The sequence below is a fragment of the Pseudomonas sp. BIGb0381 genome, from assembly GCF_024809815.1.
Taxonomy (GTDB): Bacteria; Pseudomonadota; Gammaproteobacteria; order Pseudomonadales; family Pseudomonadaceae; genus Aquipseudomonas.
Genome location: NZ_JANUEN010000006.1, coordinates 108,844 through 123,780, shown reverse-complemented (window position 1 = coordinate 123,780; position 14,937 = coordinate 108,844). Strand labels below are relative to the sequence as shown.

The window sequence follows — 14,937 nt, the reverse complement described above, 5'->3', positions numbered from 1 at the left end:
GCAGATCCATGAACGCTTCTGTTGATGGCCGTGGCACCGGCATGGCGATTCGCTTGCCTGAGCACCTTTCAAATATGTCCAGCATGAAGCCCGGCGCGAAAGGGGAAGACCCTATGAGTGCACTTCGTGGCGCCGAGCGTCGATTCGGCGAAAACGTTGACTGCAGTACTCATGTGGCCGTTATCAAAATGATGATGATGACCCTCGGCTCGCGTCCCACCGATGTTTTCAACGAAGTAACCCCTGTGGGTGAAGGATATGCCGTCACCATGAAGGATCAACACAGGGTGTATGTGTCCCAGGCAGAGCTTGAGCGGGTCACACAGGCTTCAGGGGTCACGGGGCCGGACCCTGACGTGGTCAGGCATGCCAACTTCATGTTGGCGGCCTTTATAAAGCGCAAGCAAAAGTCGGGTGGTTACTCGACGTTTGAGGCGGCCCTTGCAAAGAGCCTTGAGGGCGAGACAAGCAAGCGTTGTCTGGAGGGAATGGGCGTGTACGGGCTGTCGCGGTGGGTGGCCGCCCGCGACTTGGCTGACAGGAATTCGGCCTGGGTGCGTCAAACCCATGACTTTGGCGCTGAGCTCGTGGTGGGCGGGGCCAATCACAACCACGGCGAAGGCTACGGGTATGTGCTGTTTGATGATCGTCAGACGCCACCGCAGCGTGACGGGGTGCTGGCTCAAGTGTCGGAAAGCATCCGGCATGCCGATATCTGGGGCGGTTTTTATCAAGGCGTGGAGGGCAATTGTGTGACGGTGTCGGCGATCAAGGCGGCCATCACCCGTTTCCCCGAAGGCATCTACACAGCCATCCACAGAACGCCGACCGGCTGCGAAGTGAGCATGCGCGATGGCTTCCGGCTGCGCTTGACCCATGAGGAGCTGAGGCAGGCAACCGCTGCGTCGAACTTCTATGGCAGCGACCCGGTACTGCTGGACTATGCCAATTTCCTCTACGCCTGCAGCGCCAAGCGGGCGCAGTTGGAGAACAACGATTTCCGGGCGGGGAGAAGCTTTGCGGTGGCACTGGAAACCCTCAACGATGGCGAATACCCAGGCGAGGCGCTCCAGCGCCTGGGCCTATTCGGTTACATCCGTAACAGCACTATCGAGGAGTTGGTCAACGGTGCAATCGGTACGATTGCAGACGGTTGGCATTCTGTGGCGGTTATCGGTGGGACGCTGGACCTGTATGGGCAAAAGTACAACTTGAACGCGTCGTCCTGGAAGAGCAGAGCGCTCACCGCGTTAAAGCTGGTGTAAGGACTAGCCCAACAACCGCCGAAACCCCTCGATCGGCAGCGGTCGACTGTGCAAATACCCCTGGAACAAATGGCACCCCAGTTTTTGCAGGAACGCGAGTTGTTCCGGGGTTTCCACGCCTTCGGCGATCACCGCCAGGTTCAGGCTGCGGGCCATGGCCACGATGGCGCGGATGATTTCGGCGTCGTTGGGGTCATGGGTCGCGTCGCGTACAAAGGACTGGTCGATCTTCAGCGCATCCACCGGCAGGCGCTTGAGGTATGTCAGCGATGAGTAGCCGGTACCGAAGTCATCCATGGCAAAACTGACGCCGAGCTTTTTCAGGCGGCGCATCTTGGCCACGGTGTCGTCCAGGTTTTGAATCACGATGCCTTCGGTGATTTCCAGTTTCAGCAGGTTGCAGGGCAGTTGATGCCGCTTGAGGCTGCGCTCCACCCGTTCCACAAAGTCGTTCTGGCGAAACTGCCGGGGGCTGATGTTCACGCACAAGCTGAAATTCAGCGGGTCCACCAAACCGTCAGCAATAAGTTGTGCAAAGGCGGCGCAGGCCTCGTCGAGGATCCAGGTACCCACTTCGAGGATCAGGCCGCTGTCTTCCAGGACCTTGATAAATTCCGACGGCGACTGCGCGCCCAGCTGCGGATGTTGCCAACGCACCAGGGCCTCGGCGCCGACGATCTTGTTGCCTCGCGCATCCACCTGGGGTTGGTAATGCACGCTGAACTCGCCGCGTGACAGGGCCAGTCGCAGGTCGGTTTCCATGCGCAGGCGCTCGCTGGCGGCTTTTTGCATGCTGTTGTGGAACATCTGCGTGGTATTGCGCCCCGAATCCTTGGCCCGGTACAGGGCGATGTCCGCGCGCTTGAGCAGGTCCGCCGGGGTCGTGCCATGGTCAGGAATCAACGCCACGCCGATGCTCGGGGTGACCTGCAGGCGATGGCCGTCGAGGAACATCGGCTCCGAAAGCAGTTCGCGCAGGGTATCGGCCAGTTCCTGCACCTGGGCGCTGACTTGCGTGCGCGTGCCGTCCAGGCCGCTGAGCAGTACCACGAACTCATCGCCGCCCAGGCGTGCCACCGTGTCCTCCAGGCGCACACTGGCCTCCAGGCGCGCGGTGACGATTTTCAAAACAGTGTCGCCCACCGGGTGGCCGAGGGAGTCGTTGATGTGCTTGAAATGGTCGAGGTCAAGAAACAGCAATGCGCCGCGCAGGTTATGGCGCTTGAGCAAGGCAATCTGCTGGCTCAGTCGATCCATCAGCAGTGCACGGTTAGGCAGGTTGGTCAGCGGGTCGTGATACGCCAGGTGACGGATCTGCGCCTGGGCGTTTTTCAGCAGGCTCACGTCCCGTGCGGTCAGCAGCAGGCACGGGGTTTCATTGAGGGTGATCGGCTCGACCGACACTTCAACCGCCAATACGTCGCCGCGCTTGTTGTGCCAGAGCATTTCCAGGTGAGGGATACGCCCCTTGATCTGCAATTCGGCCAATAAGGCCGCACGCTGGTTTTCATCGGCCCAGATGCCGATCTGGTACAGCGTCAGGCCGATGGCTTCTTCGGCGCGATAGCCGGTGAGGCGGCAGAAGCCGTCGTTGACCTCGACATAACGGCCGGTATCGCGTTCTGTGATGGAGATGGCGTCGGGGCTGGAATGGAAGGCCTTGGCGAACTTCTCTTCGCTGGCCTTCAGCGCGGCCTCAGAGCGTTGTTGCTGGGTGATGTCGCGCAACGTGGTGACGATGCACGGCTGGTCGCCCACCTTGATCAAGCGGCTGGAAATCATGCAGGTCAGGGGTTGGCCGTTCTTGTGATGCACCACGACGGCTACATTGCTCAGTGTCTGATCGCGAATGACCTGTTCGATACGTTGCAGGCGTTTGCTTGATTCGTCCCACAGGCCAATCTGCTCGGCGCTCTTGTCGATCACCTCGGCCGCTGTCCAGCCAAAGGTCTGGGTAAAGGCGGGGTTGATCTCGATGAACGCGCCGCTGTCCAGGCCGGTGACGCAGATGGGATCAGGGCTGGCCTGGAACAGGCTGGCGAATTTTTCTTCCGAGGCGGTCAGGCGTTGTTCGCGCTCCACTTGGTCGGTGATGTCCAGCAGGGTGCCGGCCATGCGCAACGGCGCCCCTTGTTCGCCGCGGTAGAGGCGGGCGCGGCTTTCCAGGTAGCGCGAGCTGCCGTCTTCCAGTTGTACGCGGTAAGTCAGTTGATAATTGCCGGCCGGGCCTTCGCGCAGGGTGCGATAAGCGTTGCGCATGTTCTCGCGCTCTTGCTTGGGCATGCCCTCGAAAAAAGCTTCGAACGATTCATGGAAGGATTCGGGCGGCAGGCCGTGCAGTTGCGCGGCGCGGGCCGAACCGTAGAGCATACCGGTGGGAATATGCCAGTCCCAGGTGCCCAGTTGCGCCGAGTCCAGGGCCAGGTCCAGGCGCTCCTGGCTGTCCTTGAGAGCGCTTTCGGCGTTTTTGCGCTCGGTGGTGTCGAGAAAGGTGCTGATCAAGTAGGCCTCTCCCTCCAGCTCGACCTTTTGTGCACTGAGGGTGCCATCGTGGATCTGGCCGTTGCTGGCGCAGAACTGCACTTCCATGGTGATGGGTTCGCCTTTGCGCTGGGTGGCCTGGACCAGCTGCGCGCGTTGTTCGGGGTGGCACCACAGGCCTAGGTCCAGGGTGGTGCGGCCAATGGCATCAGCCACCGGCCAGCCGAAGAGCATCTCGAAATACTGGTTGGCTTCGCTGATCAGGCCGTCGCGCTGACGGGTCAACAACACCATATTCGGGCACAGGTGAAACAGCGTGGCGAAGCGTTTTTCCGAATGGCTGAGGGCGTGCTCCCGCTCGCGTTGGCGAGTGGTCTCGCGGATCACGCCGATCATGCGGCGCCGGCCGGCCTTGTCCGGTGCCAGGCTGCCATTGATTTCCAGCCAGTGATGCGTACCGTCCGGCCATTGAATTCGATGGTGCATGGCCTGCTCGAACGGCTCGCCGGCCAGCACTGCATGAAAGGCGCGTACCACCCGGGAGCGATCCGACGGCGCCAGCAGGTCGAGGTAATCCAGGTCCTTGGGCAGCGGTTGGCGTGGGTCGAAGCCGAACAGCGCCTGGGTGCCCCGTGACCAGCTGATACGGCCCGTGTCGATTTCCCAGCACCACGCGCCCAGCCGGGCAGCATTCAGGGCTGCCAGCAGTTGCGGGGCACTGTCCCAGCTTTGTTCCGCCTGTTGAGGGTCCAGGGCGTAAATGCGGGGCAGGGGAGGTAGAGGGTCGACAGGGTTGCGCATTATCAAAGGGCCTTGGCTCAATGGGCAAACAGCGCGGTTTTATTCACAACCTGGGGCCGCACAGCGTCATACCGGTATCACTGGCAGATCCACCTGTGCATCCAACAGGCTCATGAACGCCCGCGCAGCGTTCGACAGCGTCCTTTCGGTGTGCACGATATAGCCTAGCTGGCGACTGAGTTGTATGCCCGGCAAAGCGATACTCGCCACCTGATCGTCCAGCATGGTGCGCGGCAAGACGCTCCAGGCCAGGCCGATCGAAACCATCATCTTGATGGTTTCCAGATAGTTAGTGCTCATCGCGATGTTCGGCGTAAGGCCCTGGGCCTCGAACAGTCGGCTGACAATATGATGGGTAAAGGTATTACCGCCAGGGAAAACCGCCGGGTGGCCGGCAATATCGGTCAGGCTGACGTCGCGGTTGCCGGTGAGGCTGTGCTCCGGCGCCACCACGAAATCCAGTGGGTCGTCCCACACCGGGGTGGCGCGTACCAGGTGATGGGGGGCGGGCGCCAGGGTGATCACCGCCACTTCGGCGCGGCCGTGGAGGATTTCTTCGTAGGCCACTTCCGAATCGAGAAACTGAATATCCAGGGCCACGTTCGGGTATTCCCGGGTGAAGGTACGCAGGATCGGTGGCAAACGATGCAGGCCGATATGGTGGCTGGTGGCTAAAGTGAGGCGGCCGCTGACTTCTCCGGTGAGATTGGTGAGGGCGCGGCGGGTGTCGTCCAGCACGTTAAGGATCTGATAAGCGCGCGGCAGCAGGGCCCGACCGGCTTCGGTCAAGCCGACTTCACGGCCCAGGCGATCAAACAGTCGCACCTTCAATTGCTGTTCCAGGCCGGCGATGCGCTTGCTGATGGCCGGTTGGGTCAGGTACAGGCGTTCACCGGCGCCGGAGAAACTGCCGGTCTCGGCGATGGCAATAAAGGCATTGAGGTTGGCCAGGTCCATGGTGGTATTCCAGTTGGTAATCCAAAGCATAAAAAATATGAATTTGAGTTATTTAATGTAGCGCCATACCATCAGCCTCACAAGCCAAAGGGTTATTGAAAAGCCCGGCGCATAGAAATACCGCTGATGAGGACCGACTGATGGCCGGCAAAACGCTTTACGACAAGCTTTGGGATTCCCATGAAGTGAAACGGCGCGACGATGGCTCGTCGCTGATCTATATCGACCGTCACATCATCCATGAAGTGACCTCGCCACAAGCGTTCGAAGGCCTGCGGCTGGCCGGGCGCAAGCCTTGGCGCGTCGACTCGATCATCGCCACCCCGGACCACAACGTGCCGACCACCCCGGAGCGCAAGGGCGGGATCGACGCCATTGTAGACACCGTGTCGCGTTTGCAGGTCCAGACTCTCGACGACTACTGCGACGAATATGGCATCACTGAGTTCAAGATGAATGACGTGCGTCAAGGCATCGTGCATGTCATCGGCCCGGAGCAGGGCGCCACCTTGCCGGGCATGACCGTCGTCTGCGGCGACTCCCACACCTCCACCCACGGCGCGTTCGGCGCCCTGGCCCACGGCATCGGCACCTCGGAGGTGGAGCATGTGTTCGCCACCCAGTGCCTGGTCGCCAAGAAAATGAAGAACATGCTGGTGCGCGTCGAAGGCCAATTGCCGTTTGGCGTGACCGCCAAGGACATCGTGCTCGCCGTGATCGGCAAGATCGGCACCGCCGGCGGTAACGGCCATGCCATCGAGTTTGCCGGCAGTGCCATTCGCGACCTGTCCATCGAAGGCCGCATGACCATCTGCAACATGTCCATCGAGGCCGGTGCCCGCGTGGGCATGGTGGCGGCGGACGAGAAAACCGTTGAATACGTCAAAGGCCGTCCTTTCGCCCCGGCGGGCGCCGATTGGGACGCCGCGGTTGAAGCCTGGAAAGACCTGGTGTCCGACGCCGATGCGGTGTTTGACACCGTGGTTGAACTCGACGCTGCCCAGATCAAGCCGCAAGTCAGCTGGGGCACTTCGCCGGAAATGGTTCTGGCCGTCGACCAGAACGTGCCGGACCCGGCGCAGGAAGCCGACCTGGTCAAGCGCGGTTCCATCGAGCGCGCCTTGAAGTACATGGGCTTGAAAGCCAACCAGGCGATCACCGACATCCAGTTGGATCGCGTGTTTATCGGTTCCTGCACCAACTCGCGGATCGAAGACCTGCGCGCTGCGGCGGTGATCGCCAAAGGCCGCAAAGTTGCCTCGACCATCAAGCAGGCCATCGTGGTCCCGGGCTCAGGCCTGGTTAAAGCCCAGGCTGAAGCCGAAGGCCTGGACAAGATCTTCCTCGAAGCCGGTTTTGAATGGCGTGAGCCGGGCTGCTCAATGTGCCTGGCGATGAACCCGGACCGCCTGGAGTCGGGCGAGCATTGCGCGTCGACCTCCAACCGTAACTTCGAAGGGCGTCAGGGCGCCGGTGGCCGTACCCACCTGGTGAGCCCGGCCATGGCCGCCGCCGCTGCCGTCAACGGTCGTTTCATCGACGTTCGCGAATTGATCTGAGGAAAACCCGATGAGAGCTTTTACCCAACACACCGGTTTGGTCGCGCCGTTGGACCGTGCCAACGTCGACACCGACCAGATCATCCCCAAGCAGTTCCTGAAGTCGATCAAGCGCACCGGTTTCGGCCCCAACCTGTTCGACGAGTGGCGCTACCTGGACGTGGGCTACGCCTACCAGGACAACTCCAAGCGCCCGCTGAACAAGGACTTTGTGCTCAACGCCGAGCGCTACCAAGGCGCCAGCGTGTTGCTGGCCCGGGAAAACTTCGGTTGCGGTTCCAGCCGCGAGCACGCGCCGTGGGCCCTGGAAGAATATGGCTTTCGCAGCATCATCGCGCCGAGCTATGCCGACATCTTCTTTAACAACAGCTTCAAGAACGGCCTGTTGCCGATCATCTTGAGCGATGCGGAAGTGGATGAGCTGTTCAAGGCGGTGGAAGCCGATGTGGGTTACCAACTGACCATCGACCTGGCCGCGCAAACCGTGACCCGTCCGGACGGCAAGGTGTACCACTTTGAAGTGGACGCCTTCCGCAAGCACTGCCTGATCAACGGCCTGGACGATATCGGCCTGACCTTGCAGGACGGCGATGCGATTGCCGCGTTTGAAGCCAGGCACCGGGCGAGCCAGCCCTGGTTGTTTCGTGACGCCTAAATTGATGTAGGCAGGACCGCCGCTATCGGGGGCAAGCCCCCTCTCACAGGGGGAACGCATTCCAAATGTGGGAGGGGGCTTGCCCCCGATGAGGCCAGTGTTAAAAACACACACCCAGGGGAAACACCATGACCAGCACCGCCCACACCCAAGTCGTGCAAAAACAATTCGGCGAACAGGCGTCTGCCTACCTGAGCAGTGCCGTGCACGCCCAAGGCACCGAATTCGCGCTGCTTCAGGCTGAACTGGCCGGGCAGGGCTCTGCGCGACTGCTGGACCTGGGCTGCGGTGCCGGCCATGTGAGTTTCAATGTGGCGCCGCTGGTCAAGGAAGTGGTGGCCTACGACCTGTCCGAGCAGATGCTCGACGTGGTTGCTGCCGCCGCCAAGGATCGTGGCTTGGGCAACATCACCACCGTGCACGGCGCCGCCGAGCGCCTGCCGTTCGCCGATGGCGAATTCGACTTCGTGTTCAGCCGTTATTCGGCGCACCATTGGAGCGACCTCGGCCTGGCCCTGCGCGAAGTGCGCCGGGTGCTCAAGCCGGGCGGCGTGGCGGCGTTTGTGGATGTCTTGTCACCGGGCAGCCCGCTGTTGGACACTTACCTGCAAACCGTCGAAGTGCTGCGCGATACCAGCCACGTGCGCGATTATTCCGCCGGGGAGTGGATGCAACAGCTCAGCGAGTCCGGTCTGCACGTGCGCACTAGCAGCCGCCAACGCTTGCGCCTGGAATACACCTCCTGGGTCGAGCGCATGCGCACGCCAGAGGTATTGCGCGCTGCAATCCTTGAGCTGCAGAAGGCCATGGGCCAGGAAGTGCGCGATTATTACGAAATTCAGGCCGACGGCACTTTCAGCACCGACGTACTGGTGGTCTTCGCCGAACGCTGATCGATTTTTCCCGACCTGCCCACGGGCGGGTCGCTTGATGAAATGAGGAACGCATGAGCAAGCAGATTCTGATTCTCCCTGGCGACGGTATTGGTCCGGAAATCATGGCCGAAGCGGTCAAGGTGCTGGAACTGGCCAACTCCAAGTACAGCCTGGGCTTCGAGCTGAGCCACGACGTGATCGGCGGCGCGGCCATCGACAAGCACGGCGTGCCCCTGGCCGATGAAACCCTGGACCGCGCCCGTGCGGCCGATGCCGTGCTGCTCGGCGCCGTGGGTGGCCCGAAATGGGACAAGATCGAACGTGACATCCGCCCTGAGCGCGGCCTGCTGAAAATCCGCGCGCAACTGGGCCTGTTCGGCAACCTGCGCCCGGCGATCCTCTACCCGCAACTGGCCGACGCGTCGAGCCTCAAGCCGGAAGTGGTAGCGGGCCTGGACATCCTGATCGTGCGTGAACTGACCGGCGGTATCTACTTCGGCTCGCCACGCGGCGTGCGTGAGCTGGAGAATGGTGAGCGCCAGGCCTACGACACCCTGCCGTACAGCGAGAGTGAAATCCGCCGTATCGCCCGCGTCGGTTTCGACATGGCCCGTGTGCGTGGCAAGAAGGTCTGCTCGGTGGACAAGGCCAACGTCCTGGCCTCCAGCCAACTGTGGCGCGAAATCGTCGAAGAGGTGGCCAAGGACTACCCGGACGTCGAACTGAGCCACATGTACGTCGACAACGCCGCCATGCAACTGGTACGTGCGCCGAAGCAGTTCGACGTGATCGTCACCGACAACCTGTTCGGCGACATCCTGTCCGACCAGGCCTCGATGCTCACCGGTTCCATCGGCATGCTGCCGTCGGCGTCCCTGGATACCAATAACAAGGGCATGTACGAGCCTTGCCACGGCTCGGCGCCGGACATCGCGGGCCAGGGCATTGCCAACCCGCTGGCGACCATCCTGTCGGTCTCGATGATGCTGCGTTACAGCTTTAACCTGAGCGACGCTGCGGACGCGATCGAGAAAGCCGTGAGCCTGGTGCTGGACCAGGGCTTGCGCACCGGCGACATCTGGTCGCAGGGTTGCACCAAGGTGGGTACGCAAGAAATGGGCGACGCAGTAGTCGCCGCGCTGCGGAATCTGTAATCTCTCGGGCCCGCTTGCAGTTGTTGCTGCAAGGCGGCCCACTTTTTAACAAGGTGTAGTTGCGATGAAACGTGTAGGTCTGATCGGTTGGCGCGGTATGGTCGGTTCCGTGCTCATGCAGCGGATGCTGGAAGAGCAGGATTTCGATCTTATTGAGCCGGTGTTTTTCACCACTTCGAATGTAGGTGGCCAAGGGCCGTCCGTGGGCAAGGATATTGCGCCGCTCAAGGACGCCTACAGCATTGAAGAGCTGAAAACCCTCGACGTGATCCTGACCTGCCAGGGTGGCGACTACACCAGCGAAGTCTTCCCCAAGCTGCGTGAAGCCGGCTGGCAGGGTTACTGGATCGACGCCGCCTCGAGCCTGCGCATGCAGGACGACGCCGTCATCATCCTCGATCCGGTCAACCGCAAGGTCATCGACCAGCAACTGGATGCCGGCACCAAGAATTATGTGGGCGGCAACTGCACCGTCAGCCTGATGCTGATGGGCCTGGGTGGCCTGTTCGAAGCCGGCCTGGTCGAGTGGATGAGCGCCATGACCTACCAGGCGGCGTCCGGTGCCGGCGCGCAGAACATGCGTGAGCTGATCAAGCAGATGGGCGCGACCCACGCCGCTGTCGCCGATCAACTGGCCGATCCGGCCAGCGCGATCCTCGACATCGACCGCCGTGTGGCCGAAGCCATGCGCAGCGATGCCTACCCGACCGAGAACTTCGGTGTGCCATTGGCCGGCAGCCTGATTCCGTGGATCGACAAAGAGCTGCCGAACGGCCAGAGCCGCGAAGAGTGGAAGGCCCAGGCCGAGACCAACAAAATCCTCGGCCGGTTCAAGAGCCCGATCCCGGTGGATGGCATCTGCGTGCGCATCGGCGCCATGCGCTGCCACAGCCAGGCGCTGACCATCAAGCTGAACAAAGACGTGCCGATCGCCGATATCGAAGGGCTGATCAGCCAGCACAACCCCTGGGTCAAGCTGGTGCCGAACAACCGCGACATCAGCATGCAGGAGCTGAGCCCGACCAAGGTCACCGGCACCCTGAATGTACCGGTGGGCCGTCTGCGCAAGCTGAACATGGGCACTCAATACCTGGGCGCGTTCACTGTCGGCGACCAACTGCTGTGGGGCGCGGCCGAGCCGCTGCGTCGCATGCTGCGGATTCTGCTGGAGCGTTGATCGCGTAAGGCGATAAGAGAAACCCGCGTTCTGGTGACAGGCGCGGGTTTTTTATTGTTCTTTCGGGCGCTATCGGGGGCAAGCCCCCTCCCACATTCGACCGAATTTCAACGTTGAAATGCTGTTCACTGCGGGAGGGAGCTTGCCCCCGATAGCGCCATCAGCCACTCGATCAGCCCCAGGCTAATTGCCTCCCCCCCAGCCACCCGGTAAAGTGCCGCTCCCCCCGCCATGCCCGAGGTAGCCCCCCATGACCCAGACCTTTGAAATTGCCGTGATCGGTGCCACTGGTACGGTCGGCGAAACCCTGGTGCAGATTCTCGAAGAGCTGGAATTCCCGGTGGGCACCCTGTACCTGCTGGCGGGCAGTAACTCTGCTGGCGCCTCGGTGCCGTTTCGCGGCAAGAACATACGGGTCAAGGAGGTCGACGAATTCGATTTCAGCAAGGCGCAATTGGCCTTCTTCGCTGCAGGCCCTGCGGTCACCCTGAGCTTCGCGCCGCGTGCCACGGCGGCGGGTTGCGCGGTGATCGACTTGTCGGGAGCCTTGCCCGCCGAGCAGGCGCCTCAGGTGGTGCCGGAAGCCAATGCCCACGTCCTTGAGGGGTTGAAAAAGCCGTTCCAGCTAGGCAGTCCGAGCCCGTCCGCCACTAACCTGGCGGTGGTGCTGGCGCCGTTGCGCGGCTTGCTGGACATCCGGCGTGTCGCCGTCACTGCCAGCCTGGCGGTGTCTGCCCAAGGCCGAGAAGCCGTCAGCGAATTGGCACGTCAGACCGCCGAGCTCCTGAACGTGCGCCCTCTGGAACCGAAGTTCTTTGACCGGCAAATGGCCTTCAACCTGTTGGCACAAGTCGGCACGCCAGACGCCCAAGGTCATACCGCCTTGGAAAAACGCCTGGTTCACGAACTGCGCGCAGTCCTGGAATTACCTTTGCTAAAGATTTCCGCAACGTGCGTTCAAGCCCCGGTGTTTTTTGGCGATAGCCTGACTGTGTCACTGCAGTCGGGCGCGGCGGTCGATCTCGCCGCCGTCAACCGGGCATTGGAGGCCGCGCCGGGTATCGAACTGGTAGAAGAAGGTGATTACCCTACAGCCGTGGGCGACGCAGTGGGCCAGGATGTGGTTTATGTAGGCCGGGTGCGCGCGGGGGTGGATGACCCGGCTGAACTAAATCTGTGGCTGACGTCAGATAACGTACGCAAGGGCGCAGCCCTTAACGCCGTGCAACTGGCGCAGTTGTTGATAAAACGCCTTGCGTAAAAGATACTTGGCGGCAATTTGTAGATTGATTCTAACCAGGCGCTATGCTTGGCCCCAAGCAGGAACAATTGCGCGTCGGTGACCTATCGGCTCGCCATGCCTTATGGCAAGCGGTTACCAACCTTCTCGCAGGCCGGGGAGTGTTCAAACAAAGGATGAGGCTATGGTTCAAGTTCGCAAACTGGTGTTAGCAATAGCGGCCGCCTCGGCGCTGTCCTCCGGTATGGCGCAGGCGCTGCAGCTGGGGGAGATGACCCTAAAGTCGACGTTGAACCAGCCGTTGTCGGTGGAAATCGAATTGCTCGATGTCGGTGGCCTCACGGCGTCCGAGATCACCCCGAGCCTGGCCTCATCCCAAGCGTTCGTGGACGCGGGCGTCGATCGCCGGGCGTTTCTCGATGACCTGACGTTTACCCCGGTCATCAATCCCAGTGGTCGCAGCGTGGTGCGCGTCACCTCCAGCAAGCCGCTGCCGGATTCCTACGTACGTTTCCTGCTGCAGGTGCAATGGCCCAATGGCCGCCTGATGCGCGACTACAGCGTGTTGCTCGACCCGAGCAAGTTTGACCAGCCTGCTTCGAGTGCCGCAGCACCTGCTCCGCGCTTGGGAGCGCCTGCCAATGCTGCGCCCGCTGTGAGCAAGCCGGTTCAGCACACCACCACCTCCCGCGACACCCTGTGGGAAATTGCGCAGAAGCACCGCAATGGCGGCTCGGTGCAGCAGACCATGCTGGCCATTCAGGCACTCAACCCCGGCGCCTTTATCGATGGCAATATCAACCGCCTGAAAACCGGCCAGGTGCTGCGCCTGCCGGACACCGTACAAAGCACTGCGTTACCGCAACCTCAAGCAATCGCCGAAGTGACGGCGCAAAATGCCGCCTGGCGCCAGGGGCGGCGCGCGGCTGCCAATCAGGTAGCCGGCAAGCAGCAACTGGACGCCACCAAGCGCGCCCAGGCCGGCAATGCGCCGTCGACCACCAATGCCAAGGACAACCTGAGCCTGGTCTCGGCTGAAGCGGCCAAGAAGGGCGGCAAAGGCAAGGCCGGTGACAGCCAGGTCCTGAGCGACAAGCTGGCGATGACCCAGGAGCAACTGGACACCACTCGCCGCGATAACGAAGAACTCAAGAGCCGTGCGGCAGATTTGCAAAGTCAGTTGGATAAACTGCAAAAGTTGATTCAACTGAAAAACGATCAACTGGCCCGTTTGCAGGCAGACAAAGGCGACCCGGCGGTACCGGCGACGGCAGCGATGCCCGCACAGCTCACAAGCGACCCGGCCGCCACGCCGACAGCACCCGCTGCACAGGCCGCCGCGCCAACGCCAACCCCGGCTGCGTCGGCACCTGAGGCGGCTAAACCAGCCGCCGCACCTGATACCGCCGAAGGCAAGTTCAACGATCTGCTGACCAACCCGGTTGTCCTCAGTGTGATCGGTGGCGCGGCTGGCCTGGTAGTGTTGCTGCTCCTGCTGCTGTGGGCGCGCCATCGCAACGCCCGCCGTGAAGAGGAAAAGCACTTGCGCATGGCGCGGGCGCTGGCTGAAGAGCCGGAATTTACCTCGAACATCGAACAGGACCTGCCGTCGGACAGTTTCGAAGGCCTCGAAGTGCCGCCGCCGAACGTCAAGCTGGCAGCCGCTCCGGCCCCTGCTCAAGTGGTTGCGCCAGCGGTGGCGGTTCCGACGGTTGCCTCCGTGCTCGCACCGCTGGCCGCTGCCGTGGCCCCGCAAAACGCCAACGATGCCCTGGCGCAAGCCCAGTCCCATATCGACCGTGGTCATTTGAACCAGGCCGCCGATGTGCTGGAACAAGCGATCAAGCACGAGCCCAAGCGCAGCGACCTGCGGTTGAAGCTGATGGAAGTCTACGGCCTGCAAAGCGACAAGGACGGTTTCGTCACCCAGGAGCGTCAACTGGTGGCCAATGGTGAGAACCATGCCCAGGTCGAGCAGCTCAAGTCGCGCTTTCCTGCTATGGCCGTATTGGCCGCGGGCGTCAGTGCCGCAGTTGCCGCGGCCGCGCTTGATGCTCAGTACGTCAAGGAGTTGCTGGAAGACAAGCCGGCGGCCCCGGCCATCGAGCCCGGCGCACTCGACACCGATTTCGATTTGAGCCTGGATGACCTGGAAGCGGCTTCCCCGGCCAACCTGGACGACGAGCAGACGTTTGCCGCGCTCCTGGAGCAGCAATCGGCGCCCAAGGCCGGCGAGGAAAACCTGTCGGACTTTGACCTCGACCTGCAACTGAATGCCCCGGCGTCCGAGCAATCCGACGACGACTTCCTTTCCGGTCTTGAGGATCAGATGAAGGATGCGCCGGCAGTCGAGCCGCCGACGCTGACCCCGTCGGCGCCGGATGACTTCGATTTGCCGGAGGATTTCGACCTGTCCCTGGCGGACGAACCAGACGCAGTCGCCAAGCCTGATGCCTTCGCTTCGGAACTGGACGATGTCAACGCCGAACTCGATCGCCTGTCCCAGAGTCTGGAAAATCCGCCCATCGAACCTTCTTTTACCGCTGAAGACGCAGCGTTGGGCGATGATGAACCGGAGTTCGACTTCCTGTCCGGCACGAATGAAGTCGCCACCAAGCTCGACCTCGCCCAAGCCTATATCGACATGGGGGATGCCGACGGCGCGCGGGACATTCTCTCCGAAGTGCTCACTGAAGGTGATGAGGCGCAGCGCGGCGAGGCCAAGGAAATGCTCGGCAAAATCTGAGGGGCGATGCAGGTCCAGTGTGGGAGG

Annotated in this window: 10 protein-coding genes; 8 read left to right on the top strand and 2 right to left on the bottom strand. The window is 61.8% G+C overall.

Annotation, left to right across the window (positions count from 1 at the left end; translation table 11 throughout):
- Window positions 1–8 precede the first annotated feature (8 nt).
- Window positions 9–1,265 carry a hypothetical protein gene (locus M2397_RS17600; protein WP_259244154.1) on the top strand — a complete coding sequence of 419 codons (1,257 nt, stop codon included), beginning with the start codon at window positions 9–11 and terminating at the stop codon, window positions 1,263–1,265.
- A gap of 3 nt (window positions 1,266–1,268) precedes the next feature.
- Here the strand turns inward: M2397_RS17600 and M2397_RS17595 are convergent, their stop codons facing one another.
- Entirely contained in the window at window positions 1,269–4,547 is a 3,279-nt protein-coding gene (locus tag M2397_RS17595; protein ID WP_259244153.1) for an EAL domain-containing protein, read from the bottom strand.
- A gap of 66 nt (window positions 4,548–4,613) precedes the next feature.
- On the bottom strand, window positions 4,614–5,504 hold the full coding sequence (locus tag M2397_RS17590) for a LysR family transcriptional regulator (protein WP_145336306.1): 891 nt from the start codon (window positions 5,502–5,504) through the stop codon (window positions 4,614–4,616).
- A 140-nt stretch (window positions 5,505–5,644) separates the two neighbouring features.
- Between M2397_RS17590 and leuC the strand changes: the two genes are divergently transcribed.
- The 7 genes from leuC (at window position 5,645) to M2397_RS17555 (ending at window position 14,910) form a co-directional block, all read left to right on the top strand.
- Window positions 5,645–7,063 (top strand): 3-isopropylmalate dehydratase large subunit, encoded by a 1,419-nt coding sequence (gene leuC / locus M2397_RS17585; RefSeq protein WP_090406677.1) that lies wholly within the window; start codon window positions 5,645–5,647, stop codon window positions 7,061–7,063.
- Between the two features lie 10 nt (window positions 7,064–7,073).
- A complete protein-coding gene (leuD, locus tag M2397_RS17580) occupies window positions 7,074–7,718 on the top strand; it encodes a 3-isopropylmalate dehydratase small subunit (RefSeq protein ID WP_090406674.1) in 645 nt (214 codons plus the stop codon).
- Between the two features lie 128 nt (window positions 7,719–7,846).
- Window positions 7,847–8,611 (top strand): class I SAM-dependent methyltransferase, encoded by a 765-nt coding sequence (locus M2397_RS17575; RefSeq protein WP_259244152.1) that lies wholly within the window; start codon window positions 7,847–7,849, stop codon window positions 8,609–8,611.
- Window positions 8,612–8,664: 53 nt separating this feature from the next.
- Complete coding sequence (leuB, locus tag M2397_RS17570) at window positions 8,665–9,747, top strand: 3-isopropylmalate dehydrogenase (RefSeq protein ID WP_017530190.1); 1,083 nt, start codon at window positions 8,665–8,667, stop codon at window positions 9,745–9,747.
- A 64-nt stretch (window positions 9,748–9,811) separates the two neighbouring features.
- Entirely contained in the window at window positions 9,812–10,924 is a 1,113-nt protein-coding gene (gene asd / locus M2397_RS17565) for an aspartate-semialdehyde dehydrogenase (protein ID WP_027604071.1), read from the top strand.
- A 250-nt stretch (window positions 10,925–11,174) separates the two neighbouring features.
- The gene (locus M2397_RS17560) at window positions 11,175–12,185 is read left to right on the top strand and encodes an aspartate-semialdehyde dehydrogenase (protein WP_259244151.1); all 1,011 of its coding nucleotides are present in this window, start codon (window positions 11,175–11,177) and stop codon (window positions 12,183–12,185) included.
- Between the two features lie 163 nt (window positions 12,186–12,348).
- On the top strand, window positions 12,349–14,910 hold the full coding sequence (locus M2397_RS17555) for a FimV/HubP family polar landmark protein (RefSeq protein ID WP_259244150.1): 2,562 nt from the start codon (window positions 12,349–12,351) through the stop codon (window positions 14,908–14,910).
- The last annotated feature ends 27 nt before the right edge of the window (window positions 14,911–14,937 follow it).